The organism is Neobacillus jeddahensis (assembly GCF_000612625.1).
GTDB lineage: Bacteria > Bacillota > Bacilli > Bacillales > Cytobacillaceae > Neobacillus > Neobacillus jeddahensis.
In genome coordinates this window covers 21,323-46,390 of the sequence record NZ_CCAS010000016.1, presented here as the reverse complement: position 1 = coordinate 46,390, position 25,068 = coordinate 21,323, and the positions used below count along the sequence as shown (strand labels likewise).

General features: G+C 39.1%; 21 protein-coding genes and 1 other annotated feature (1 of these 22 running past the window's edge). Of the genes, 14 read left to right on the top strand and 7 right to left on the bottom strand.

Going from position 1 to position 25,068, the window contains the following annotated elements:
- The first annotated feature begins 93 nt into the window (after nt 1-93).
- The 4 genes from TY15_RS09735 (at nt 94) to TY15_RS09720 (ending at nt 6,928) form a co-directional block, all read left to right on the top strand.
- On the top strand, nt 94-1,896 hold the full coding sequence (locus TY15_RS09735) for a TIGR04190 family B12-binding domain/radical SAM domain protein (RefSeq protein WP_040209632.1): 1,803 nt from the start codon (nt 94-96) through the stop codon (nt 1,894-1,896).
- 377 nt (nt 1,897-2,273) lie between these two features.
- Complete coding sequence (locus TY15_RS09730) at nt 2,274-2,474, top strand: cold-shock protein (RefSeq protein ID WP_007083969.1); 201 nt, start codon at nt 2,274-2,276, stop codon at nt 2,472-2,474.
- 174 nt (nt 2,475-2,648) lie between these two features.
- Nucleotides 2,649-3,794 carry an exonuclease SbcCD subunit D gene (locus tag TY15_RS09725; RefSeq protein ID WP_040209631.1) on the top strand — a complete coding sequence of 382 codons (1,146 nt, stop codon included), beginning with the start codon at nt 2,649-2,651 and terminating at the stop codon, nt 3,792-3,794.
- Nucleotides 3,791-6,928, top strand: a complete 3,138-nt coding sequence (locus tag TY15_RS09720) for an SbcC/MukB-like Walker B domain-containing protein (protein ID WP_040209628.1) — start codon at nt 3,791-3,793, stop codon at nt 6,926-6,928. Before TY15_RS09725 ends, TY15_RS09720 begins: the two co-directional genes overlap by 4 nt.
- A gap of 71 nt (nt 6,929-6,999) precedes the next feature.
- Here TY15_RS09720 and TY15_RS09715 read toward each other — a convergent pair whose 3' ends face one another.
- Nucleotides 7,000-8,652, bottom strand: a complete 1,653-nt coding sequence (locus tag TY15_RS09715) for an FAD-binding dehydrogenase (RefSeq protein WP_040209626.1) — start codon at nt 8,650-8,652, stop codon at nt 7,000-7,002.
- Nucleotides 8,653-8,861: 209 nt separating this feature from the next.
- On the opposite strand from TY15_RS09715, the gene TY15_RS09710 reads away from it, so the two are divergent.
- The 3 genes from TY15_RS09710 (at nt 8,862) to TY15_RS09700 (ending at nt 10,512) form a co-directional block, all read left to right on the top strand.
- Complete coding sequence (locus tag TY15_RS09710) at nt 8,862-9,380, top strand: hypothetical protein (protein ID WP_040209625.1); 519 nt, start codon at nt 8,862-8,864, stop codon at nt 9,378-9,380.
- Nucleotides 9,381-9,592: 212 nt separating this feature from the next.
- Nucleotides 9,593-9,976, top strand: a complete 384-nt coding sequence (locus TY15_RS09705; protein ID WP_392391399.1) for a vWA domain-containing protein — start codon at nt 9,593-9,595, stop codon at nt 9,974-9,976.
- Between the two features lie 32 nt (nt 9,977-10,008).
- Complete coding sequence (locus TY15_RS09700) at nt 10,009-10,512, top strand: GNAT family N-acetyltransferase (RefSeq protein ID WP_244440906.1); 504 nt, start codon at nt 10,009-10,011, stop codon at nt 10,510-10,512.
- A gap of 94 nt (nt 10,513-10,606) precedes the next feature.
- On the opposite strand, the gene TY15_RS09695 is transcribed toward TY15_RS09700, so the two are convergent.
- The gene (locus TY15_RS09695; protein WP_040209623.1) at nt 10,607-11,911 is read right to left on the bottom strand and encodes an Nramp family divalent metal transporter; all 1,305 of its coding nucleotides are present in this window, start codon (nt 11,909-11,911) and stop codon (nt 10,607-10,609) included.
- A 259-nt stretch (nt 11,912-12,170) separates the two neighbouring features.
- Nucleotides 12,171-12,590, bottom strand: coding sequence for a hypothetical protein (locus tag TY15_RS09690; protein WP_040209622.1), 420 nt, complete (start codon nt 12,588-12,590; stop codon nt 12,171-12,173).
- Between the two features lie 175 nt (nt 12,591-12,765).
- On the opposite strand from TY15_RS09690, the gene selB reads away from it, so the two are divergent.
- Nucleotides 12,766-14,649 carry a selenocysteine-specific translation elongation factor gene (gene selB, locus TY15_RS09685; protein WP_074432794.1) on the top strand — a complete coding sequence of 628 codons (1,884 nt, stop codon included), beginning with the start codon at nt 12,766-12,768 and terminating at the stop codon, nt 14,647-14,649.
- Between the two features lie 46 nt (nt 14,650-14,695).
- Here the strand turns inward: selB and TY15_RS25135 are convergent, their stop codons facing one another.
- Together TY15_RS25135 and TY15_RS09675 are read right to left on the bottom strand one after the other, a co-directional pair.
- On the bottom strand, nt 14,696-16,165 hold the full coding sequence (locus TY15_RS25135; RefSeq protein ID WP_040209620.1) for a TerD family protein: 1,470 nt from the start codon (nt 16,163-16,165) through the stop codon (nt 14,696-14,698).
- Between the two features lie 200 nt (nt 16,166-16,365).
- Nucleotides 16,366-17,829 (bottom strand): alanine/glycine:cation symporter family protein, encoded by a 1,464-nt coding sequence (locus tag TY15_RS09675; RefSeq protein ID WP_040209619.1) that lies wholly within the window; start codon nt 17,827-17,829, stop codon nt 16,366-16,368.
- 357 nt (nt 17,830-18,186) lie between these two features.
- On the opposite strand from TY15_RS09675, the gene TY15_RS09670 reads away from it, so the two are divergent.
- The 6 genes from TY15_RS09670 (at nt 18,187) to TY15_RS09645 (ending at nt 23,669) form a co-directional block, all read left to right on the top strand.
- Nucleotides 18,187-19,155: an efflux RND transporter periplasmic adaptor subunit gene (locus tag TY15_RS09670; protein WP_040209617.1), complete on the top strand. Its 969-nt coding sequence runs from the start codon at nt 18,187-18,189 to the stop codon at nt 19,153-19,155.
- Complete coding sequence (locus TY15_RS09665; RefSeq protein ID WP_040209616.1) at nt 19,155-19,865, top strand: ABC transporter ATP-binding protein; 711 nt, start codon at nt 19,155-19,157, stop codon at nt 19,863-19,865. The genes TY15_RS09670 and TY15_RS09665 overlap by 1 nt, the downstream gene beginning before the upstream one ends.
- Nucleotides 19,843-21,009, top strand: a complete 1,167-nt coding sequence (locus tag TY15_RS09660; RefSeq protein WP_081799376.1) for an ABC transporter permease — start codon at nt 19,843-19,845, stop codon at nt 21,007-21,009. Before TY15_RS09665 ends, TY15_RS09660 begins: the two co-directional genes overlap by 23 nt.
- A gap of 87 nt (nt 21,010-21,096) precedes the next feature.
- Complete coding sequence (locus tag TY15_RS09655) at nt 21,097-21,768, top strand: response regulator transcription factor (RefSeq protein WP_040209615.1); 672 nt, start codon at nt 21,097-21,099, stop codon at nt 21,766-21,768.
- Between the two features lie 9 nt (nt 21,769-21,777).
- The gene (locus tag TY15_RS09650) at nt 21,778-23,034 is read left to right on the top strand and encodes a sensor histidine kinase (protein ID WP_040209613.1); all 1,257 of its coding nucleotides are present in this window, start codon (nt 21,778-21,780) and stop codon (nt 23,032-23,034) included.
- Nucleotides 23,035-23,141: 107 nt separating this feature from the next.
- Nucleotides 23,142-23,669, top strand: coding sequence for a PepSY-associated TM helix domain-containing protein (locus TY15_RS09645; protein ID WP_042374368.1), 528 nt, complete (start codon nt 23,142-23,144; stop codon nt 23,667-23,669).
- Between the two features lie 36 nt (nt 23,670-23,705).
- Here the strand turns inward: TY15_RS09645 and TY15_RS23140 are convergent, their stop codons facing one another.
- Nucleotides 23,706-24,599: a cupredoxin domain-containing protein gene (locus tag TY15_RS23140; protein WP_052353741.1), complete on the bottom strand. Its 894-nt coding sequence runs from the start codon at nt 24,597-24,599 to the stop codon at nt 23,706-23,708.
- 155 nt (nt 24,600-24,754) lie between these two features.
- Nucleotides 24,755-24,889, bottom strand: a complete 135-nt coding sequence (locus TY15_RS25130) for a hypothetical protein (protein ID WP_257000310.1) — start codon at nt 24,887-24,889, stop codon at nt 24,755-24,757.
- Between the two features lie 150 nt (nt 24,890-25,039).
- Nucleotides 25,040-25,068, top strand: a binding site (T-box leader) (it continues 189 nt past the right edge of the window).

The window sequence follows — 25,068 nt, the reverse complement described above, 5'->3', positions numbered from 1 at the left end:
CGGTATTTTGTAATATTTAATCCATTTTTAACAAAAAAATTATATTAAGATTAAGGTGAAACTACATATAAAAATTTTGGAAGGTGATTGAATATGTATGACTTGGTATTGCTACATCCCCCAACAGTTTATGATTTCCGCAAAGAGATGTTGTTTACGGGCCCAATTAGTGATGTTGTTCCTTCCTCACCTGTTTTTGAAATGTATCCGATTGGATTAACCAGTATCGGTGATTATCTCGAACGGTTTGGCTTAAAGGTGAAGATCATTAATATTGCCAACCGAATGTTGTTAAATCCTAATTTTGATGTTGAAAAGAAAATTAAAAAGATTAAAACAAAAGCATTTGGCATCGACCTCCATTGGCTGCCTCATGCACATGGAAGTGTTGAACTTGCAAAAATTATCAAGAAGTATCACCCGGATACTCCGGTCATGTTTGGCGGTCTTTCTAGCACTTACTTTCACAAAGAGCTGATTGAATATCCTTGTATTGATTTCGTTATGCGCGGTGATACAACCGAAAAGTTAATTCTTATGTTGCTGAATAAGTTGGAGAAGAAGGATAGTGCAAATTTCTATGATATCCCGAATCTTACATGGAAAAATGGAACTTCGTATCATTTTAATGAAATAACCTATGTTCCAGATAGTCTCGATGAATTTAACCTACCAGGGTATCGTTATATCATACGTTCCGTATTTAAGTACTTTAATCTTCTTGACCCATTGCCATACAAAGGGTGGCTCCAATATCCAAATACCGCCATTTTGACATCTAAAGGCTGTACTTATAATTGCTTAATATGTGGCGGCTCGAAGGATGCATACGCCCTCAACTGTAACCGGAAAAAGTTGGTGATGCGTTCACCTAAAAAAATGTTTGAGGATATTACTTTGATTCAAAGGTTTACTCGCGCTCCTATTTTTCTGTTAAATGATATCAGGCAGGGGGGGAAAGAGTATGTAGATGAATTTCTCACAGGCCTAGCAAAAATGGACTTAAAAAACGAAATGGTCTTTGAATTATTCAATTATGCAGACGAAGAATTTTTTAAACGCTTGGACAAAGCAATCCCTAAATATAGCATCGAACTGACACTTGAATCCGCAGATGAGGAAATCCGAAAGTATAATGGAAAACTACCTTGTACCAATGTCAAGGTAATCGAAATGCTGCAAAACGCACTTAAGCATAATTGTGCAAAAATCGATTTATTCTTCATGACGGGAATCCCTAATCAAAGCTACGAAAGTGCAATGCGAAATGTGGATTTTTGTGAAATTATTCACAAAGAATGTGGTGGAGATTTAAGAATTTCTTACTTTGTAGCCCCACTATCACCATTTTTAGATCCGGGAAGTCCAGCTTTTGAACATCCTGAAAAATATGGTTATAAGAAATTCTGTCATAACCTTGAGGACTTCAGAAATGCCATGAAACAACCTTCATGGAAAAATATGCTAAGCTATGAAACAAATAAAATGACAAGAGAGGAGATCGTCAGGGCAACGTATGATTCAGCATTAAGGCTAAATGAATTTAAGTTTATAAATAAGATTATCACAAAAGATGTCCATGATGAGGTAGCTATTAAAATTGAAAAATCATTAGAATTCCTTAAGCGATTAGATGAATTAGTTCTCTTACCGGTAGTGGATCAAAAACGAGAACTTGCAAAAATAAAGGAAGAAGTTGATCAAATCAATCGACATAGTATTTGTGGAAAAAATGAATTAAAGTGGGAGGTTAAAAAGCTGTTTGCAGATTTTCCTTCCTTAACCTATATTGGTTTAGAGTTACTGGTGAAGGATATAATAAATGAAGTAAAGTGCCGATTTGGAAAAATTGATAGAAATGGCGTCTTGATTTCAAGTTCAGAGAAACAACAATAATCTCGGATCTACATTTAAATATAGGGTGTGAAAACAGATAAATAGATTCTGTTTTCGAGTCAAATTATTTTCCATCAGAATTCGACAAATTTCTTCGTGCGCTCTTTTTGTATCTACTCATAAACCCTGTTTTTTAGAGGTGAAAAGGTGGAGAAATGTAGAATTCTGTAGGGTTGTGTCGCTGTTCCCTTTCTTGACAGAATTAGGCGAAAATGATAAATTTTAATCAGCCGTTGCACGAGATTAGATTTATATATGAAGCTTGTTCAAAGTGTTAATCGATGTTTGGATGAGAAAATGAAGGTAAAGCTATCACGTTGTAATTTGGTGAATTTTACACATGACTAGATTGCTAGTCAATAGGAGGATTTTTTCACATGAAAAACGGTAAAGTTAAATGGTTTAATTCAGAAAAAGGTTTCGGATTCATCGAAGCAGAAGACGGAAATGACGTATTCGTTCATTATTCTGCAATCCAAACAGAAGGTTTCAAAACTTTAGAAGAAGGTCAAGAAGTATCTTTCGAAGTAGTTGAAGGAGCTCGTGGACCACAAGCTGCTAACGTAACTAAAAAATAATTAAAACCAACTATAACAGCCCGGACATATGTGCCGGGCTGTTTTTTGTTGTCTTTCTTCCTCTGTTTTTAGTGGTAAATCCAATAATGATTTCCAGACTCAAACGGATTAGTAGTTTGATATAATAGTAGTATTCGATAAGTGAATGAAGTAGAAAAAAGTGAGGTGGCCCAAATGAAATTTATCCATACTGCCGATTGGCATTTAGGTAAACTAGTCCACGGTGTATACATGACGGAGAATCAACGCGAAGTACTAGAGCAATTTGTTTCCATTGTAGCGGAAGAGAAGCCAGATGCTGTTGTCATTGCAGGCGATCTCTATGACCGTTCTGTCCCGCCGACAGATGCCGTGGAGTTACTAGATGAAATCCTTTTTAAAATAAATGTGGAACTTAAGACGCCGATTGTAGCAATCGCTGGCAATCATGACAGTGCGGAACGCCTTTCGTTTGGTAGTTCATGGTATAAGCATAGCGATTTTCATTTGACAGGGAAACTGACAAATAGCTTCAGGCCTGTTCATATTAATGGGGTAAATTTTTATCTCCTGCCATATGCTGAGCCAGGTATCGTCCGACAACTATTGGGCGATGACTCGATCCACTCTCATCATGAGGCAATGAAATCATTTATTGGTAAAATCGAGGAAACCCTTAATCCAAATGAGCCCAATGTTTTAGTAGGTCATGCTTTTGTCCTTGGGGGGCAAACGTCAGACTCTGAACGAATGTTATCAGTGGGTGGTTCTGGTTGTGTGGGTGCCGAGTTGTTCGAACCGTTTTCCTACACAGCTCTCGGTCACTTACACAGTCCTGATGCCATTAGACATGAGAAAGTGAAGTATTCCGGATCCCTCTTGAAATATTCTTTTTCTGAAGCAAAACAACGAAAATCCATTTCAATCATTGAAATGGATGAAAAGGGGAATTTCACGCATCGTTATCGTTCACTTGCGCCAAAGCATGACATGCGTGAGCTTGAAGGCCACTTAGAGGAATTACTTGATCCACATTTTTATGAAAAAGAACAACTCCATGATTATCTAAAAATCACCTTACTAGACGAAGGTGCCTTAATTGACCCAATTAATAAGCTGCGGAAGATTTATCCAAATGTCCTTCATTTGGAACGGAAAATGGATTTGACAGATTTGAAGAAAAAACAGTTCTTCAGTGCGCAGAGAAGTGAGAAAAAGTCAGAAATTGACTTATTTGAACAGTTTTACAAGGAAATGACGACCTCTGATTTTACGAGTGAAAAAAAAGAAGTTATGGCTGACATAATAGAAAAAGTGTTACGAGGGGAAGAAGTGAAATGAAACCATTAAGACTGAGGATGCAGGCATTTGGCCCTTATGCTGGTAGGGAAGAAATTGATTTTACCCAGCTGGGTAATCGGACCATGTTTGTGATATCAGGAAAAACCGGCGCTGGTAAGACGACTATTTTTGATGCGATTAGCTATGCGATTTATGGAAAGGCAAGTGGTGAAGATCGCAATGGCCCCGAACTTCGTAGTCAATTTGCGAAGGCCGACTTGTTAACAGAAGTCTCTCTTGATTTTTCACTGCGTAATAAAGTCTACTCTATCACTCGGTCCCCCCAACAGCTGAAGAAAAAAGACAAGGGGGATGGCTACACTTCGATTGGTGCTAAAGCAGAATTATCGACTGTGGACCATCATGGTGAGAAAAAGTTGCTGGCTACCAAAATCAGTGATGTTGAGGAAAAAATTAAAGAAATTATGTTGATTGATGCAAACCAGTTCAGGCAAATTTTAATGATTCCTCAAGGGGAGTTTCGAAAGTTGTTGACTTCTGATAGCAAGGATAAAGAAGCCATCCTGCAAAGACTGTTCCATACACAGCTTTATAAATTGGTAGAAGAGAAGCTTAAGTTTGAAGCGTCTGAGTTGAAGAATTCGGTAGAAGACCAAGTTCAAGCAAGAAATGAAGCGATTAGATGTATTCAAGCAGTGACAAATGAAGAGCTTCGCACCCAGCTTGATGAAGAGAGTGTTAATGACACCGTCATCATGCCGCTTTTACGAGCTGAAATTGCCGGAATGTCAGAAAATCTTGAGCAGCTCGACAATCGTGTAAAACAAAAGATTCAAGCACAGGACAACCTTAAGGGGAAGCTCTTTGAAGCTGAGACCATTTTAAAACAGCTCCAGATAAAAGAAGAGTTGAAGGAGAGAAAAGCCCGACTAAGTACGGACGAGGAAACATATGCCGAAAAAGACAGACAAGTTCAACGGGCGCAAAAAGCAGCGTTATTATCCAAACAGGAGGAGCTTTGTCACCGCTTAAAGCGGGAAGTCGATCAGCTACAGGAAAATGTTAAATCCATCATGATCGAAATTGAAAAATATGAGAGTCTGTCGAAAAAAGTTGAACAGCAGCTGCAGGCGGAGCTTGAGCGAGAAGGAGAGCGGCAGTCTGCATTAGATGAAGTAACTCAGCTAGTCAATATGAAGGAAGATGTCTATTCATTTGCTGTTTTGCGTAAAGAGACTACCATCAAGGATGAGGAACTAAAAGCCGCGAAAGAAAAACAAATCAATTATGAAAAGAGCCTTGCGCATTTAGAGGAACAATTAGCAACTCTTAAGCAGCAAAAGGAGAAAATTGAAAAGGGGAAATTAACCTTTTTAGAAAACGAAGGTAAGCTAGAAAAGCTGAAAAATGAACTTGAACGGTTTGAAAAATATGAAGTCAACTTGATGCGCCAACATAAGGCAGAGGGACAGCATAAAGCCATGGCTAGTCGGTATGAAAATACGGTGGCTCGCTATAGGGATGCTCGAGTCCTTGTCGACGAGTTGGAGAAGAAATGGATGCATGGCCAGGCCGTCATTTTAGCGACTAAACTTCAAACGGGTGATGCCTGTCCTGTCTGTGGTTCAGAGCATCATCCTGCACCTGCCCTACAGCAAGAGGATCAGATTCCAACAGAAGACGACTTAAAGGTTGCCAAGGAACAGATGCTAAAGTGGGAAAAGGAAAAGTCCCATGATGAAGCTCAATTTTATCAAAGTCAATCGGCTGAGAGAATGCAGAAGGAAGCCGTTCTAGAAATTCTGAATGAAATTCGTACCACACGTCGAGACTTTACTGAAGAGGACCTTGCACAGGCAAAAATAGAGGCAATGACAGTAAAAAATAATCTTGGAGAATTTCAAAGACAATTGGCAGAAGAGAGTAAGCTTTATGAGGATGTTATGAGGAAAATAGACAATTGTGAGTCGGAAAAAGGAGCCCTTCAAAACGCTATTCATCAGGTGACAGTGATGGTAAATGAAATAACGGTTCAATTTACCGAGAAGAGGACCACACTTACAAGAATGATGAATGTTATTCCAAAAAACCTGCGCTCTGAACATGCATATGAACAGGCACTCGTGTCAGCTCAAACACGACATCGGTTATTAGTAAAGCAACTCGAGGATACGCAGCAACACTTCCAATCGATAAAAGAAAAGTTATCAAATGAAACAGCCCGCTTAAAAGATGCAGAATTACATCAAACAGGGAAACAAAAGGAACTTGATACCGAGCGAGACATTTTTATCAGTAAATTATCGGAACAGGGCTTTGAAAAATATGGTGAGTATGCTTCTTCCAAACGGACGGAAGGGGAAATACGAAGCCTTGAGGCGGATATTCGTAGTTATCGAGAAGAGTTACGCTCAGTTTCTGACCGTTTGAAAGAATTAACAGAATTGTTGGCAGATGTGAAAACGCCAGATGTTGCGGGAATTAAGCTGGAACTCACAAAACTGACGAGCGAACTTGAGGAGCTTAATCAGCTTCGTACGGATTTGTTTGTTAAAAAGCGGGATAATGAAGCGATTTATCATCGAGTGGAGAGTTTAAATGAGCAAATGAAGGTGCTAGAGGAAAGGTACAAGTTAATCGGCCATCTATCTGATATTGCTAAGGGTCAAAACAACTTTAGAATAACGTTCGAAAGGTATGTGCTTGCCGCCTTTTTAGATGATATCTTACGGGAAGCGAATGGACGTTTAAGAAAGATAACCTCTGGTCGTTTTCAATTGTTACGAAAAACAGATCGCTCTAAGGGGAATGCCCAAAGTGGATTGGAATTGCTCGTATTTGACCAATATACGGGGCAAGAACGTCATGTTAAAACCTTATCTGGAGGTGAAAGCTTTAAAGCCTCGCTTTCATTGGCATTGGGACTTGCGGATGTGGTTCAAAATTATGCTGGAGGTGTATCATTGGAAACGATGTTCATTGATGAGGGGTTTGGTACGCTTGACCCTGAATCACTAGAACAAGCGATTGAGGCGTTAATGGATATCCAGAGTAGTGGTCGGCTGGTTGGGATTATTTCTCATGTACCGGAACTGAAAGAGCGGATCGATGTAAGGCTTGAAGTGATAGCAGATCAGACCGGTAGTCGGACAGAATTTATCTATATGAATTAAAATTGGAAAAAGCAGCGTGATATTATCTGTGAAAAATCACGCTGCTTTTTTGAAAAAATTGTAATGGAATCTCAAAGTTCCTCTGCTAGTGCACGACCAGCCTGCCTTCCTGTAAACAAGCAGCCACCTACGAATGTTCCTTCTAACGAGCGATAGCCATGAATTCCACCACCACCAAACCCTGAAACCTCACCGGCAGCATAAAGTCCAGGAACAGGACTTCCATTTGAATCTAGTACTCTACCAGATAAGTCTGTTTGTAATCCACCAAGTGTTTTTCGACTAACAATATTTAATCGAACGGCAATTAGCGGCCCCATCTTCGGATCCGAAATTTTATGGGGTGGTGCTACCCTAATTAATTTATCGCCAAGATAATGTCGGGCTCCACGCATGGCCGTTATTTGCAGATCCTTCGTAAACTTATTATCGATTTCCCTGTCTCTTGCGATAACTTGACGCTCGATGTCGTGAACATTAAGCAAATGATGACCACTTAGCTCATTCATCCCTGCAACAAGATCTCCTAGTGTATTCGCAACGACAAAATCCTCACCTTTTTCCATAAAAGCTTTTACAGGTGCAGTAGGACCAGGAAGGACACGAGCTAACACCTTTCTAATACTTTTTCCCGTTAAATCAGGATTTTGTTCAGACCCAGAAAGGGCGAACTCTTTTTCAATAATTTTCTGCGTTAATATAAACCAAGAATAATCATAGCCTGTCTTCATAATGGCATCGAGTGTTCCTAAAGTATCGAAGCCTGGGAAGTTAGGGGAAGGAAAGCGCTTACCGTTTGCATCTAACCATAGGGAGGATGGACCAGGGAGAATTCGGATACCGTGCATTGGCCAGACAGGATTCCAGTTTTTGATTCCTTCCGTATAGTGCCACATTCGATCTCGATTGACAATACGACCGCCTGCTTTTTCCGTGATCGCGAGCATTTTTCCATCCACATGCGCAGGAACACCGGAAATCATATTTTTTGGTGCTTTTCCAAGTCTGGCTGGCCAATTCTCCCTAATCAATTCATGATTTCCTCCAATGCCACCGCTCGTTACGATGACTGCTTTTGATTGAAACTCAAAATCCGATTGTATCTCTCGTGAACTTGCTTCTCCACGTATTGCAGAGCTCGGAACAAGAATGTTACCACGCACACCCATGATGGCTCCCTGAGTCTTTAGTAATTCATTGACTTGATGGCGGGGGCGATAGTCGATTAGGCCAGATGCCATCGCATTGCGAACCCTATCTTCAAAGGGTTTGACAAGTCCAGGCCCAGTTCCCCAGACAATGTGAAAACGGGGGACGGAGTTACCATGACCTTCCGCTGTATAGCCACCACGTTCTGCCCAGCCGACTACTGGAAAGAAACGAACCCCCATATCATGAAGCCATTTACGTTTTTCACCAGCCGCAAAATCAACATAGGCCTTTGCCCATTTTTTACCCCAATAGTCCTGATCATCTTCGCGATCAAAGCCGGCAGCTCCTAACCAGTCCTGCCAGGCAAGCTCACGGGAATCCTTGATGCCCATTCTTTTTTGCTCTGGTGAATCGACGAGAAATAAGCCACCAAATGACCACCAGGCCTGTCCACCAAGTGATGCTTCTGGCTCTTGATCTAGGAGGAGAACTTTCTTGCCTGCATCTGCGAGTTCCGCTGTCGCTACTAATCCCGCAAGACCAGCTCCAACCACTATTACGTCATATTTCAAGTTATTTCCCCCATTTCGAAAAATAAGTTATATATTCAGAAAAATCAATACATTAAATTATATCATGACTATTCTTTAAATGTGGCTTTTCCAATTTTAATTTTGTCATAAGTAAACTCAAAAAATGGTGGATAATCTTTAGCAATTTGTATATAACTTCCTTTGCTGTTGGATAATATGTACATAATTTATAAGGAGTGAATGATTCCATGGGAAAAATATTAATCCTTATTGGGGGTCTGTTCTTACCGATGTTCCTTTATTTACTGGATGTTCAGGGAGAAGAACTTCCGAGGTTATCAGCTGATTGCCTTAAGAATATGAGGAATCGAGATGAGCAATATAATAAAACCATTATGAATGATATTATTACCAGTCTAGAACTAGATATTAACGAACAAAGCTATATCGAAGTAACCGACAGGGGATTAGATGCCGCTAATCTGATCTATGGTGGTAAAGAAATAGACGAGTACTATCAGTCCTTGCATGATCAATTTATTGTTGCCTCACGGGGGAAACCGACTTTATTTATCAAGCCCGCAGAAGCCTATTTACTTTATAAACAGCCTGATAATACGAACGTTGCCGTCCATTTAAAACTGGCAACTTTAAAATGGGAAGTGGTTGAAAAGAAAAGGAAAGAAGGGAATGCCATTGATTACAAGCTGTTAAAGTGTGAAAAAGATTATATAAAGGAAAAAAAAGAGTACGGTAAAAAGGAGTAATGTTAGTACTTATGTATAAGACGCTGATTTTCTCAACATAAATAGATGACCTCAATTTGCTTATTAGAAATTAGTTTTTCCCGATTAGGACCTGATTATTTTCCCGTATTTATCCAATCATAATCCCTTTCATGGTAATCCAAAATAAGATGGTGCACAGATTTAAACCAAAGGGGTGGTTGGAGTTGAAATGGCATAAAACGATACTCTCGATGATACAACAACGACAGGATAAAAAGGTTGCCTTAGCTGTAGATACATCCACGAATGAGGCACCAGATGTTCTTATTAATAACATCATTAAACTGTTTGAACAATTGAAGCCCGATACGGTATTAGTTCAAGCAGATTTTAAAATTAGGAGTATTTCTCCCGTGAAAAGTGATACGATTAAATACTATACACATGGGAAATCTTCCTATACCTTAGTGTTGGAGTGGGCAAAAGAAGAAAATATTGATACACTGTTTTATATTACCGATGTGACGGGTTTTTTTGCGGAAGACATGGAAAAAGTAGACTATGAATTGTTCTGGCTTGTGCCAGGGGTATTCTTACCGCGTGTCCCGTTTGGAAAAGCAATTAAAGTTGCTTGAGAAACAAATCCCTCACCTTGTGGGGGATATTTATGTTAGATGCTAGAGGGGAATTTCATTTCATGATAAAAGAAATTGACTTACAAACTAGGAATCTACTTAAGGAATTGTTTAAACTTCAAAGGGTCTCCTATCTGATTGAGGCAAAATTAATCAATTTTTTTAATATTCCACCTTTGCTGGAAACAATCGATGATTTAGCAGCCTGCGGAGAAAAATTTTTAGGGTACTTTCAGGGAGATGAACTAGTAGGTGCTGTTTCCTTCACAATTGATGGCGATGTGATAACTATTTGCCGCATGGTCGTTCACCCAGATCATTTTCGAAAAGGGATTGCTCAAAGTTTATTAATTGATGTTGAAGATCGGAATAAAGATATTGCCATTTACCAGGTATCGACAGGTAAAGATAATTCACCAGCTAAGAGCTTATATTTGAAAAGTGGTTATAATTATATTAATGACCATGAGGTAGCCACTGGATTATTTATTAGTCATTTTGAAAAACGAGTGCTTGGGGTAGATAGACAACTTTAACACAGCCTAATCTTTACATTACATTTGCAGAGAAAACACCATCACTATTCATCAAGAGATGGTGTTTTTTGTATGCAAATTTAATGGTAATTTACTAGTCTACAAATATTTGCAAAACTAACCAGACATTTAAACCGAGGATGATGATCGCAAAAAGGCTAGAAAAAATAGTTGTGATCCGTTTATTTGTTAACACGCCCATCAATTCTTTCTTTTGGGTGAAATAAATTAGGGCAATGATGGGAAATGGTAAGACAATACTTAGAATGACCTGACTAATAATGAGCGTCTGAGTTGGATCGAAACCGATAGCAACGATGATGACAGTAGGTAGCATTGTCACTAAGCGGCGGATCCATAAAGGAATGCTAAAACCAACGAACCCTTGCATAATTACTTGTCCGGCCATCGTCCCTACGACAGAGCTTGAAATTCCTGAAGCCAGTAATGAGATAAGGAATACACTGGCTGCCGCTGCCCCGAGCAATGGTGTTAACGTGTGATAAGCTGTTGTCAGATCGGCAATACGACTTTGACCAGATGAATGGAAAACGGAGGCTGCCATATACATCATTGCCAAATTGACAAAGCCTGCAAGCGTCATCGCAATCAGAATCTCTTTTGTACTAAATTTTTGGATTTTTATTTTCTCTGCATCGTTTCTTGGCACAATCCGATTTTGCGTTAGGCTAGAGTGTAAATAAATAGCGTGAGGCATGACAGTCGCACCAATCACACCAACTGCTAACATAATACTTTCTTTGTTCCCTATCCATGGAACAACACTATGATAAGCAATTTGTGAAAAATCAGGTCTAGAAAGAATCGTTTCGACTAAATAACATAACCCGATTAGCATCGCAAAGGCAGCGATAAACTTTTCCAATGGGCGGAAGCCAAATTTTTCAAGCATTAAGATTAAATAGGTGACCAATCCCGTTATAAGGGTGGCAAAAAGCATGGGGATTCCTGCCAGTAAATTTAACGCCAAAGTGGCACCTAAAAACTCAGCTAGGTCGGTTGCCATAGCGGCAAGTTCAGAAACAATCCACATGATCATCGTGAGCCATTTTGGCATATACTCACGACAAAGCTCGGGTAAATTCTTTCCTGTTGCAATCCCGATTTTCGCAGACATGTTTTGAAGAAGCATAGCCATCAGGTTTGCTAAAACGATTACCCATAGCATCCTATATCCAAAACGGGCACCACTTTGAATGTTCGTGGCAAAATTTCCTGGATCTATATACGCAATGGAAGCGATGAAGGCAGGACCAATGAACGGTAATAACGCCCGTATTCCTTTCACTTTTCCATTTATGGCATCTCTAGCAGCAGAAATAGTTCTCTGTTCAGCTGCTTGGTCTCTGTGGACTGCATATGAATTAGTATTGGTCATAAGTCACCATCCTTTTTATCTTTTTTCGTACGAGCAAGGTTTGTTCGTATGTGAATAAATGTTGCACTAGTGCAATTTGTATAAAATGATTATATTAAATTTAGGGAAAATAAGCAAAAATAAAAAACCAGAGCATGCGGTCTGGTTTTAAAAATGATGCTGAGCTACGCATAAAATGCGAAACTCAGCTTTATTATGTGAAGGAAGCTAATGATTAATTATCTAGTACATTGAGGGAGAAACCCTAGACAATTGATTTTTACTTCGGGGGATGTTCTTGTAAAAAGCGAGTAAGTTCTTTTAAATTTTTTGATTGGTGTACAATACCAGTCTGGTTAAACAGAATGTATGCCATGTTGTTTAGTTGTAACTCGGGAAAAGCTTTCTGGGCTATTTCCTGTGTCGGTAAACTCAAAATGTTTTTTACGTTTTCAATGACATTTTGATTCTCTTCAATGGGAGATTGCTCATCCTGTTCTCCAATTGCTAAGAGAGAATAAGTTTGTTCTTGAGTGGCTAACAAGTTTGGGTATGGAAAAGTGGTAGAGCCTGATTTCGTTTCTATCATTTGTTTTGGTTCAGAGAGGGGCTTTTTCACATCACTTGCCTTTGGTTCACTATTCTGACATCCACTAATTAGAATAATTGCAGCCAGAAATGGCCCGATTACTTTTTTCATTTGCCTTCTTCCCTTGCTGTTAAAATGTCTTCTCTTCAACATAGCATACCTATGTATAACATGGACGGTGATAATGTGGAGGATTCGTGAAAATCTTTCCCTTGTAAATGTTAGCTTGAACAAATGTACCATTAAGGCTACAGTAGAATGGTAGAACGATTAAGAAGGTGGTAGCTTGGAAAAAAGATATTTTACAATTGGAATGGCCGGTCATATTGACCATGGGAAAACGTCGTTAACCAAAGCATTAACCAATGTCGATACGGACCGTTTAAAAGAGGAGAAAGAACGGCAAATCTCGATCGAACTAGGATTTGCTCCTTTATACGAAGACGATGAAGTCCAAATCTCCGTCATTGATGTTCCTGGGCATGAACGCTTTATTCGTCAAATGATCGCCGGGGTAGCTGGAATTGATTTGGTCGTCCTTGTTGTGGCGGCTGATGAAGGGGTTATGCCGCAAACTAGAGAACATCTTGATATTTTAAAATTTTTAGGTGTAAAAAATGGAATAGTGGCCATCTCAAAAATAGACCGAGTGGACGAAGAATTTATTGAATTGGTCAAAGATGATATTTTAAATGAGCTAAACGGAACTGTTTTTGAAGAAGCTCCCTTTGTCTTAATCGATAGTTTATCGAAAAAAGGAATAACTGAAATAAAAGAATTGGTCATTCGAACATTAAAGGAACAAGAAATGCGTGATGCTAAAGGGGCCTTCCGACTCCCGATTGATCAGGTGTTTACGGTTAAAGGTCAAGGGACTGTGGTTCGTGGGACTGTCTATGAAGGAACAGTGGAGGAAGGACAGCTTCTATCAATTATGCCAAAGGGAATGGAAGTAAGGGCCAGGCAAATCCAAGTCCACCATAAGTCGGCACATAAGGCATATGCCGGACAAAGGGCGGCTATCAACCTTTCAAATATTTCTAAAGAGGATTTAGAACGTGGAGATGTACTGGTTTCTTCCAATCATTTTATTGTGACCAAAACTGTTGATGTAGCTATTCGAGTCGTTATGGACCTAGATCATATGGTCAAGCAGCGGATGCCGATCAGGCTTCATATAGGGACGACCGAAGTGATGGGGCGAATTGTGTTTTTTGATCGGAATGAGATTAATGAGGAAAATGGTGAGATTCTTTGCCAGCTAAGGCTGGAGGAGGAGATTCTTACAAAACGTGGCGATCGTTTTATTATACGTAGACCAAGTCCGCAAGAGACAATTGGCGGAGGATGGGTAATTGATCCACTTGGTAATAAGTATAGATTTGGGAACCAAACCATTGAAGAACTTGAGAAGAAAAAAGTGGGGACACCAAAGGAACGTATTACTGCAGCATTAGTGGAGGCAAAAAGCCTTCCTCTTCATGAATTAATTAAGCGGACAGCTCTTGACGAATTGACATTAGCCGAGCATTTAAACGAAAGTGAATTTGTCTTATATAATGGAAAAGAGTATACACTAGGGCAAATTATCAATTCTATCGAAGAAGATATTTATGATAAATTACAGGAATTTCATCATCTCTTTTCATTGAAGACGGGCATAAATAAGGCAGAACTATTGCAATCATTGCAAAAGCGGTTTCCGAAAGCCTTGCTCGATTTTGTCGTGGAAAATGGAATATTGAACGGAATCTTTAAACGGAAAGAACAATATGTATCTCTTTCCAGTTTTGTTCCCCATATTCCGAAAAGCTGGGCAAAGCGAACCGAAAATCTCCTTGATGACTTAAAAAAGGATGGATTAAAGGTACGCTACCTAAAAGACTATTTTTCGACGGCTGGTATACCTGAAAAGCTTGAATTAGACTTGAAAAAATTTCTTGAAGATCAAAGCATAATTGTTCAATTGGATGAGCAGTTCGCCTATCATGGCGAGATATTCAAAGAAGCCGTTGAAAAACTTCAAAGTAAAACAAGTCAAGAATTTGAGGTTGGAGATGCGAAGGATGTCCTTGACCTTTCAAGGAAATATATGATTCCTTTTTTAGAAAGATTAGATGCAAAGGGATTCACAAAGCGTGTTGAAAACAAACGAGTTTGGATGAACTAAAGAGAAAAGCCTCACTTTCCGCGTCGGAAAATGAGGCTCTTTGTGATTATGAAAGAAATTCAGCTGGATTTAGTCCAAGCTCGCGACAGATATCAGACACTATTTGCTGCTCATTTGGATCGAAATTTCCATCCGCATAACCAATCGCAATACAGTAGCGCGCTACGAGCCTGGCGATTTCTGGTTTTGTTCTAATTTTCCCAAGTGCTCGAAATGCTTCTGCACGGCCCATCATTCGATCATTTTCCATTTTGGAAATAAAAAGATTAAAGCGTTGAATGACTTTGTTAGTATCAAAAACACGTAATTCATCACTTTGATGAACAAATTCGAGCATTTTTTGACGCTCAGAAGTATCTAAGTATCCATCCGCCATCGCCACTAAAGCACAGGCTGCCACAACCGCATCGAGGACATCTTGACTCTTATAACGATTGAACAAGTCTTGTGCCTTCCTCTTTTGGTTATTTGCCCACTCGGCATAGTCTGTTTGTGAAGGAGACCATGAGTTACCACAACTATTACAGGTAAGCTTTAATTGATTTTTACCAATAAATCCTCCAAGGAGGCCAACGGGTCCGAGGATTAGGCCACCAATTGCAGCTTTACCAAGTCCAAAACCCTTTTTCCCAGTTCGTACATTTGTGGAATGACAACGCGGACAAACAATATCATCTCCGCCATATGTTTGTCGTGAACTAGTATTGGTTGGATACGTTGACTGCGCTGGATAACCATAAGCAGGCTGTTGATATGGTCGAGTTTCCGGCTGAAGATGGACAGGCTGCTGACTTTGTTCGAATACATGATGGTTAGACTGGTTTTGTTGGTTTGACTGATATTGATTCGTTTGATGTTGCGGATTGTTGTAACCGCTGCTTTGAATCTGTTGGAAATTTTGCGGCTGAGTGGATGGGGATGGCTGTGTAATTATAGGGGGATCATCCACCGTTATTCCAAAGTTACGACATAATGCCGCTAATCCACCTTGGAATCCGCTTGCAATAGCATTGAATTTCCACTCTCCATTATGTCTGTATAACTCTGCAGCAACAATCGCTGTTTCAACAGTAAAATCTTTACCTAAGTTAAATCTCATTATTTCCTCATTGCTCATTTGGTTAAAAATGCGCACATAGGAATCTGACACTTGTCCGAAATTTTGTCGTTTCACCTGTGCATCGTGAATGGTTATGGTAAAGGCAATACGATGGATATGTGCTGGTACACGGCTTAAATCAATCTGGATCTGCTCATCATCCTTTACACCAGAACCAATTCGATTATCCCCGCTATAAAGGATAGAGCCATTTCCACCTGAAGGATTATTATAAAAAACAAAATCTTGATCACTGTTGACCTTACCAGATTCACCTAATAAAAATGCCGAGGCATCTAAGTCGAAATTGGAACCCATATGGCTAACGTTCCAGCCTAAACCAACAACGACATTTTGCAGGCCAGGATGAGACTTTGTTAAATCCACTTTTTGTCCCTTGCTAAGAGAAACTCCCATACTTTTCACTCCTTGTTTATTTTTTCATCTTATGTACATTATAAATCTATTTTAAAAAAAGGGTAAAACTCCGTAGTATTTTGTGTTTTATCTACTCCTAAAGTGTACGAAATATGCTGCGAAAAGTTTCATATTTATTTGGAATAAGCCGAAAAAAGGACAAACTACGGAAGTTTGTCCCTTGATAATCCATTCTAATATTATCCTATTTTTTCTTCGTTTTCTAATGATTTGGAGTAATCATGTTCCCAAAATTCAGCATCTTTGATTCCAAGTTTAACTGGGTCGAATACAGGATCTTTTCCATCTTTCAGCTGTGCCTCGTAATCCTTTAACACCCTTAAGGCTGGTTTTGATAGGAGGAGAATGGCAATGATATTTAACCAAGCCATACTTCCAACGCCAATATCACCTAGGGTCCAAGCAAGGCCGGCTGTTTTGATACTACCATAAAAAACCATTCCTAATATTGCTACTTTTAAGAGATAATCGGTCCAAACACGTTTTACTTTTTGATTAATATAGGCAAGATTGGTTTCTGCCATATAATAATAGGCCATAATCGTTGTAAATGCGAAAAAGAATAAGGAAATAGCAACAAATGGTGCTCCGAATCCTGGTAATACAGATTCAACTGCTCTTTGAGTATAGACGGGACCTGGTTCTACATTACCAAGGTTATTGACAATGGCTGCCTTTCCTTCTGGCACAACATTGTACATACCTGTAATCAAAATCATAAATGCGGTTGCGGAACAAACAAATAATGTATCAATGTAAACAGAAAATGCTTGTACAATTCCTTGCTTAGCAGGGTGGGAAACTTCTGCAGCAGCTGCTGCATGCGGGGCAGTACCTTGTCCAGCTTCATTTGAATAAATACCACGTTTCACTCCCCAGGAAATAGCAGCACCTAAAATTCCACCAAATGCTGCATCTGCACCGAATGCACTAGAGAAAATTAATTTTAATACATTTGGCAATTCCGAGATATTTAGCAAGGTAATCAACAATGCAACAATGATATAGCCTAAAGCCATAAATGGCACAACAATTTCAGCCACTCGGGCAATCCGCTTAACTCCTCCAAAGATTATGACTGCTAGTAGAATAACTAAAATTGCTCCAGTAATGGCCGGCGTTATATCAAAAGCATTTTCAATACCTGCAGCAATACTATTTGCCTGTACACCTGGTAATAGGACACCAGTTGCAATCACCGTTACAACTGCAAATAATACTGCATACCACTTCATTTTTAGTCCTTTTTCTATGTAATAGGCAGGACCACCACGAAATTGCCCATCTTGCTTTACTTTATATACTTGTCCTAAAGCTGCCTCAACAAATGCTGAACCTGCACCTAAAAAGGCTATGGCCCACATCCAGAAAACAGCACCTGGTCCACCAAAAGCAATCGCAGTGGCAACTCCAGCAATATTACCCGTTCCAACTCGGCCTGATAATGCTAGGGTTAATGCTTGGAAGGATGAAATACCAGCATCTGATTTCTTCCCTTTGAACATTAAAGAAATAATATCCTTCATGTGTCTTACTTGTAGGAATCGGGTAGCAAGTGTGTAAAACAAACCTACCCCTAAACATAAATAAATAAGTGCAGGACTCCAAATAACTCCACTAAGCCAATTTACAAACTGTTCCATACATTTCCCCCTTATATTTTATGTGATTTATTATATAGTAAAAGTAAAAAGGAAAGAAAGAATTTTTTAAATTTTATAATTATTTTTAAATAAAATTGTTCTAGTCTATAAAATGATGAATCCATCTAGAAATTACATAGATTCAATTGGTTAACTGATAATGTAATTAACGATAACTTCAAGGGAAATTTTCATCAATGATTTCCTTAAGGAAAAATTAAGGTACAAACTTAATAATAGACTTATCTTAGGAAAACTCATTGACTGGAGAGCTGAAAGGCGAACAGGATTGAGGTCTGTAGCAAAAATTGATCATGACCTGAAGCATGTTCAGGCAAGAAAGGGAGCCATGGAAATATGAAAAAATGGATTTTAATAGCAGTCGGTATACTAGTTGTTGGGTTTGTTGGATATCAATGGTATTCAGCAAAAGCAGGTACCCAAACAGCGTCCGCTCAAGAAAGAACAGCAAATGTTCAAAAAGGCACTTTAGAAGTAAAGATTAGCGGATCTGGGACGATTCAGGCCGTTACCAGTGAAGATATTAAATCCATTATTAATAATGATGAAATTGATGAAGTATTAGTTTCAGAAGGTGAGCAGGTAAACGAAGGGGATGAATTAATTACCTTTACCGATGGGAGTGACCCTATCACAGCACCTGCAAATGGGACAATTACTACTCTATCTGTGACAGCAGGGGAGCGAGTGACGACTGAACAAGTTGTCGCCCATATATCAAACTATCAAAGCTTACAAACGGTTGTTCAAATCGATGAGCTAGACATTACCAAAATTAAAGAAGGACAAGCTGTTAATTTAAAAGTGAATGCCTTCCCTGATCAAACCTATACAGGGAAAGTAAAAACAGTAGCAAACGAGGGAACTTCTTCTAATGGAGTGTCTACTTTTGACGTCACAATTGAGATTAATAAACCTGAAAATCTAAAAGTTGGGATGAGTGCAGAAGCAAGTATATTAACAGAAAGTAAAGAGGATGCCCTCTATGTTCCACTAGATGCCGTTCATACGGGAAATGGTGAAAAATATGTGATTGTTGCTGGTACAGATAATCAAAAGACAGGAACCAAACAAATAACCGTAAAAACAGGCTTAGCCAATGAAGACTATGTCGAAATCTCGGAAGGACTTTCAGAAGGAGAAACAGTCCAACTACCACAATTGGCTACTGGAAGTTCCTCTAGTAATCAAGGAAAAGGGATACAAAGCGGCGGTTTTGGCGGAATCGGAGGAATGGGCAATATGGGTGGAATGAACCGCATGGGCGGCAATGGAGGACAATTTAGTGGAAGGGGTGGAAACTAATGGGCAAGCCTATTATTCAAATTAGTAATCTCATGAAAACATATAAGCTGGGCGGGGAAACTGTTCACGCCTTAAATGATGTATCAATTGAAATTGAACAAGGGGAATTCTTAGCGATTATTGGCCCTTCAGGTTCAGGAAAATCAACTTTAATGAACATGCTTGGCTGCCTTGATCGGCCACAATCCGGTAAGTATTTGCTTGATGGTAAGGATATAGGGAAAATGAATGATAATCAGTTAGCAACGATCCGGAATCAAAAAATAGGCTTTATATTTCAAAACTTTAACCTGTTAACAAAATTATCAGCTCTGGAAAATGTTGAGCTTCCTTTATTATATAGCGGGGTCCCCGTGAAGGAACGTCGAGAAAGGGCATTAGAGGGTTTGAACAAAGTGGGTTTGAAGGACCGGGCTGGACATTTACCAACACAACTCTCAGGTGGACAGCAACAAAGGGTCGCCATTGCTAGGGCCCTTGTTGGTAATCCTGCTATCCTTCTTGCTGATGAACCGACTGGGGCACTGGACAGTAAGACGAGCAAGGAAATTCTGCTGGTTATGAAGGAATTGAATGAATTAGGTCATACGATTATTTTAATTACCCATGATTTAGAAATTGCCAAACAAGCAAATAGAATGGTTAGTATCCAGGACGGGCAATTACAGGAAAATGGGGGTGAGCTCGTTGGGGATTTTGCCATCTATTAAAATGGCACTAAAGAGTATTAAGGGAAATAAACTTAGATCTGCTCTAACAATGTTAGGCATGGTTATCGGGGTCTCGTCTGTTATTATCTTGGTTTCCATTGCTCAAGGATCCGCTCAAAATGTGACGAGCCAAATAAATAATCTTGGGACCAATCTTTTAACGATCAATACCTTTGGAACCGATTTAGCTTTGACAGAGGATAAAATTAGTGAGTTGAGTAAACTGAATGGAGTAAAGGCAGTTTCCCCAGTCGTTTCTGGCCGAGTCAATGTGAAAAAGGATCGAACCACCTCACAGGTTAGCTTGACTGGGACGAATGCTGCTTATTCAACGGTTCGAGATGCGAAAGTAAGTTCAGGTCGATTTATCACAGACCTTGATCTTGAATATCGGCAAAAGATTGCTGTCATTGGCGCTGATACTGCTTCCACTTTTTTTGGCACGGATAACCCTGTTGGTCAATATCTACAAATAGAGGGAACATCCTTTAAAGTAGTGGGCGTATTAGTGTCCAAGGGTAGCTCGATGGGGCAAAGCGGCGATAATGTTATTATCGTTCCACTGAGCACAGGTCAGCGCTTGGTGAAAAGTACAACCATAAATCAAGTGTATTTACAAGGTAAAAGTCAAGAACAAATGGATTTTGTGATGAATGAAGTCGAAATGAAGATGGCCTCACTTTACCCAAGTAAAAGTGACTCCTACAGTGTAACAAATCAACAGGATTTAATGGATACGATGAGTTCTGTTACCGATACAATGACAATGATGCTAGGCGGCATTGCCAGTATTTCCTTGCTTGTGGGCGGAATTGGAATTATGAATATTATGTTAGTGTCGGTTTCTGAAAGAACGAAGGAAATTGGGATACGAAAAGCAATTGGGGCAAAAAGAAGAGATGTTCTTCTCCAATTCTTAATTGAAGCTGTTGTATTAAGTGGTGTCGGGGGGATTATTGGGATCCTAACAGGGGTAGGCTTAGGTAAAATAGTTTCGACTCTCGCAGGTTTGACCGTATCATTTTCTACGTCGGTGATTGTATTGTCTTTCTTATTTTCATTAATTGTCGGAGTCATTTTCGGCGTTTTCCCAGCAAATAAAGCATCTAAGCTGAATCCAATTCAAGCGTTAAGATACGAATAATGGTAGTAATTAGCGGTTCGCCACTGTTGCGGCCGCTTTATTTTCTATATAATGAAGTGAATGCCCTTTTATAGAGGAGAGATTGAGATGCGTTTATTAGTGGTAGAAGATAATCTTGCTTTATTAGAATCGATTGTAGAATTATTATCGGATGAATTTGAAGTGGACCAAGCATCAAATGGAGAAGATGCCTTATTTTTAGCAATGCAAAATATTCATGACGCAATTGTTTTAGATGTCATGATTCCAGAGATTGATGGGTTTGAGGTTTTACAGACGATTAGAAAAGAAGGATTAAAGATTCCGGTTTTATTCTTAACCGCAAGAGATTCTTTAGAAGACCGAGTGAAGGGTTTAGATAGCGGTGGTGATGATTATTTGGTCAAGCCGTTTCAGGCAGCTGAGCTAAAGGCAAGAATAAGAGCTTTACTTCGAAGGAGCGGAAGCTTAACAACCAATCAAACAATTCAATACAGAGGCATTGAATTATTAGGGAAGGAACGAGACATTGTTGTTAATGGCGAGTCAATCAAATTAACGGCCAAACAATACGAACTGTTAGAATTCCTGATTCAAAATAAAGGTGCCATTTTAACAAAAGAGCAAATATATGATCGCGTTTGGGGATTTGACTCGGATACTACGGTCGCCATTGTTGAGGTGTTCATGCATCATCTTCGTAAAAAACTAGAACCCTTTGGTTATCATGCTGATATTAAAACCATCCGCGGCGTCGGCTATATGCTGAATGAAGAATAGGAGTAGCATATGTTTCGACAAACCCATATTAGACTAACCTTTTTAAACTCATTAGTCTTTATCGTGTTAATTAGTATCCTCGGAAGCATCATTTATTTTTATACGGATAATAAATTATATAAAGATGTGAACCAATCTATTTTGGATTCGGTTGATCATTTTCAGAAGCCCTTAGGTTTGAGTGACAATGGTGAAGAAAATGGAGTAGAGGGGCCGAGATTGATACGTAGAGATCCAAGGATTATCACATTAGTCTGGAAAAATGATCAGCTTCTAACAGAGCAAAATCGTGACTCAGATATTTTTATCGATAATGAAGAACGTATTCATCCGAAAAAATTAGACAGCTTGCAGGATGTAACGGTGGAAAATTTTGCATTTCGCTATCTAGCTTTTCAGGTAAACCTACCTGAATTTGGAGATATTACTATCCAAGTGATTCGTAATGTGAACTCAGAAAAGGAATTATTAGACAGGCTATTATTAATCATCCTGATTGGTTGTGGCGTTGGGGTAATCTGTGCGGTGGTTTCGGGTTATTTCTTAGCCGGTCGGGCATTAGTTCCGATAAAAAAGGCTTGGAAAAAGCAACAGGAGTTTGTTTCTGACGCTTCTCATGAATTAAGAACCCCTTTAGCCGTCATTCAGGCAAAAACAGATTTATTATTTCGCGCACCATCGGCAACCATACAAGAAAAAATTCTCGACGTTTCGACGATTTCAAATGAATCAAGGCGTCTTTCCAAATTAGTCACAAATTTATTGACGCTTGCTAGATCTGACTCTGATCAAATTGAAATGAAAAAGTCAGTATTTCGAATGGACGAGCTTTTAAAAGAAATCATTCACCATTACGAAGAAATTGCAATGTACCAAGAAAAGACATTACGGTTAGAGGTAGACGAGCCAGTCACATTTTTAGCGGATAAAGAAAGAATCCACCAGTTGATTGTCATTCTCTTGGATAATGCCATGAAGTATACGAAAGAGGGCGGCGATATTTTACTTTCATGTACACAGACTCATTCCTCTATTCTCTTTCATGTTCAGGATAATGGTATTGGGATTCCTGAAAAAGATATTCCGAAAATTTTTGACAGGTTTTATCAAAGTGATAAGGCAAGAACAGAGGCAGAAGGCACGGGTCTAGGACTATCAATCGCCAAATGGATTATTGAGAAACATCATGGAAAGACGAAAGTACAAAGCACGATTGGTGAAGGAACGAAAATTGAAATCATTTTTCCAAAAGCCCAAAAAAGTTAACATTGGGCTTTTTTTGTTAAGTAAATCTTAAGGATGTCCCTTCATAATGTGTTTATTCTTTTAAATAGCACACACGTGCAGCTAGATTGTGAAGGGAGTTAAATAGAATGAAGAAAACGAGAAGAGCACATTTATGGATTGGATTAGTGGCATCAATTTTTATCTTCATAGAGTCCTTAACAGGATTACTGATGAATGAGCCATGGCTCATTGGGCAACAATCACAAATTGAACAGTTTGGAGGGAATTTCCAACAAGGCCAATTTAATCGTGGTCAATTCAATCAAGGACAAAGTGGACAAGGAGTACCATCAGATTCAGGTCAGTCACAAGGACAAGCGGGTTCAGCTGAAAACGGACAATTTCAAGGTCGATCTGGATTCGGTGGTAATCGGAATATAGCAGGTGGACCTCGAGCAGGGGCTGCGATGGGGCAGAATTCTGTCATGACTACAATCCGTGGGCTTCATGAAGGGAGAATTGGCAATACCAATATTAAATGGCTCATTGACCTGGTCGCTCTAGCAATGATGGTGTTAACAGGTACGGGTATTTATTTATCCATTAAAGTTCTCCGAGCTGAAAAGAAGCGAAAAAATGGTCAGAGTAATGACCTAGATGGACAAGCAATCTAATATAAAGAGGCAAACCTATTTGGTTTGCCTCTTTTGTTATTCAACAATAATGGTTCCTTTAAACATTTGCATGCCACAGCTGAAAATATATTCACCTGTTTTGTCAGGCGTAAAGGAAAGTTTTGTGGTCCCTACCTTTAACTCTACATTGTTAATATTAAAATCAGGAATCATAAAGGTCGATAAACAGCTATTATTCTCAAGTGGATTTTCAATGTCTAGCTCCACGGGAATCCCTTTTTTAACCCGTATGACGTTTGGAGAATATCCTTTTGCCGTGACCAGCATTTTAACTGAGGGGGTGGTTTCCTTCGTCACATCCACTTCGGTTTTTGAAACTTCCTGTTTGCTCGATTCCTGAGTAGTCTGTGGTTGTGTGGAATCAGTTTGACCAGGAATCTTCACCATATCACTGCTATAGAAAAATAAAAATAAGGTTACGAGGACAATACCACCAGCAATAATGGCAAAAGGTGAGAGCTCTTCGGTATTAATCGATGACTTACTATTGGTTGCAACATGGATATAAACCATAACAAAACCAATAATAACAATATAAAAACCTAATAATATGCCAAGTAAAATAGTTGGATTAATGAATTGAAGGAAAAGTCCAAGCAGGGCGCCATTGATACCACCAATTAATCCAGAAATGGAACCCATCAAGATGGCCAAAATCCCGACCGGGTGACCTGCTAAGAAGCCAACAATGAATCCAATGATCATCGTAACGCCTACAACAAGAAAGGTTTCACCAGATGTAATTCCGACGATACTCCCAGTAAGTAATCCGGTGATGACAGCAATCACCATACTAAGTAAAATACCTGGGGTATTGGTCAGCTTGGTTTTATTGCGGTATACAAGGTAAATGGAATAGCCTGTGCCAAGAGCAACAATGGCTGCTGAAATAATCGAAAAAATTGTCATGTTTGGTCTCCTCTTATGTGTCAATTTGAATAAACAACATAAGAGTATTATAAATGCTAAAATAGAGTTGGAATTTGTATATTAAGTGACTAATATGAACGTTTTATGAATCTTTTTGAAGGGAAAATATTGTGTTGGTTTTTCCGGAGATGGGACTAATCCTTTTTTTCTTTATCCAGTGTATTTTTATAAATTCTTTTCATTGCTTCATTCTGTAATCTGATGTATTCGAGTAATAATTTTTTTTCAGCTTCTTCTTGTTCGACTACATCTAAATCCTTTTCTGACATGATTCCACCCCTTTTGTATCTTTTATGACATTTTACCTGATAGATCGTAATCGTGAAAGAGGTCTCACCCCTTTTTTAGTAGTAAATGTAAGCTTTCTATAATTAGATTTGACTTTTATGATTGGGAAATATATAATTTTCAAAAACACTATTGAAACGATGACGAGGACTATTAGATT

Coding starts and splice junctions, on each gene's coding strand:
- TY15_RS25130 (WP_257000310.1), bottom strand. CDS start 24,889: ATGTCAGAAAAGGATTTAGATGTAGTCGAACAAGAAGAAGCTGAAAAA.
- TY15_RS09655 (WP_040209615.1), top strand. CDS start 21,097: ATGCGTTTATTAGTGGTAGAAGATAATCTTGCTTTATTAGAATCGATT.
- TY15_RS09720 (WP_040209628.1), top strand. CDS start 3,791: ATGAAACCATTAAGACTGAGGATGCAGGCATTTGGCCCTTATGCTGGT.
- TY15_RS09670 (WP_040209617.1), top strand. CDS start 18,187: ATGAAAAAATGGATTTTAATAGCAGTCGGTATACTAGTTGTTGGGTTT.
- TY15_RS09710 (WP_040209625.1), top strand. CDS start 8,862: ATGGGAAAAATATTAATCCTTATTGGGGGTCTGTTCTTACCGATGTTC.
- TY15_RS09695 (WP_040209623.1), bottom strand. CDS start 11,911: ATGACCAATACTAATTCATATGCAGTCCACAGAGACCAAGCAGCTGAA.
- TY15_RS09730 (WP_007083969.1), top strand. CDS start 2,274: ATGAAAAACGGTAAAGTTAAATGGTTTAATTCAGAAAAAGGTTTCGGA.
- TY15_RS09725 (WP_040209631.1), top strand. CDS start 2,649: ATGAAATTTATCCATACTGCCGATTGGCATTTAGGTAAACTAGTCCAC.
- TY15_RS09650 (WP_040209613.1), top strand. CDS start 21,778: ATGTTTCGACAAACCCATATTAGACTAACCTTTTTAAACTCATTAGTC.
- TY15_RS23140 (WP_052353741.1), bottom strand. CDS start 24,599: ATGACAATTTTTTCGATTATTTCAGCAGCCATTGTTGCTCTTGGCACA.
- TY15_RS09690 (WP_040209622.1), bottom strand. CDS start 12,590: ATGAAAAAAGTAATCGGGCCATTTCTGGCTGCAATTATTCTAATTAGT.
- TY15_RS09735 (WP_040209632.1), top strand. CDS start 94: ATGTATGACTTGGTATTGCTACATCCCCCAACAGTTTATGATTTCCGC.
- TY15_RS09700 (WP_244440906.1), top strand. CDS start 10,009: ATGTTAGATGCTAGAGGGGAATTTCATTTCATGATAAAAGAAATTGAC.
- TY15_RS09705 (WP_392391399.1), top strand. CDS start 9,593: ATGATACAACAACGACAGGATAAAAAGGTTGCCTTAGCTGTAGATACA.
- TY15_RS25135 (WP_040209620.1), bottom strand. CDS start 16,165: ATGGGAGTTTCTCTTAGCAAGGGACAAAAAGTGGATTTAACAAAGTCT.
- TY15_RS09645 (WP_042374368.1), top strand. CDS start 23,142: ATGAAGAAAACGAGAAGAGCACATTTATGGATTGGATTAGTGGCATCA.
- TY15_RS09665 (WP_040209616.1), top strand. CDS start 19,155: ATGGGCAAGCCTATTATTCAAATTAGTAATCTCATGAAAACATATAAG.
- TY15_RS09675 (WP_040209619.1), bottom strand. CDS start 17,829: ATGGAACAGTTTGTAAATTGGCTTAGTGGAGTTATTTGGAGTCCTGCA.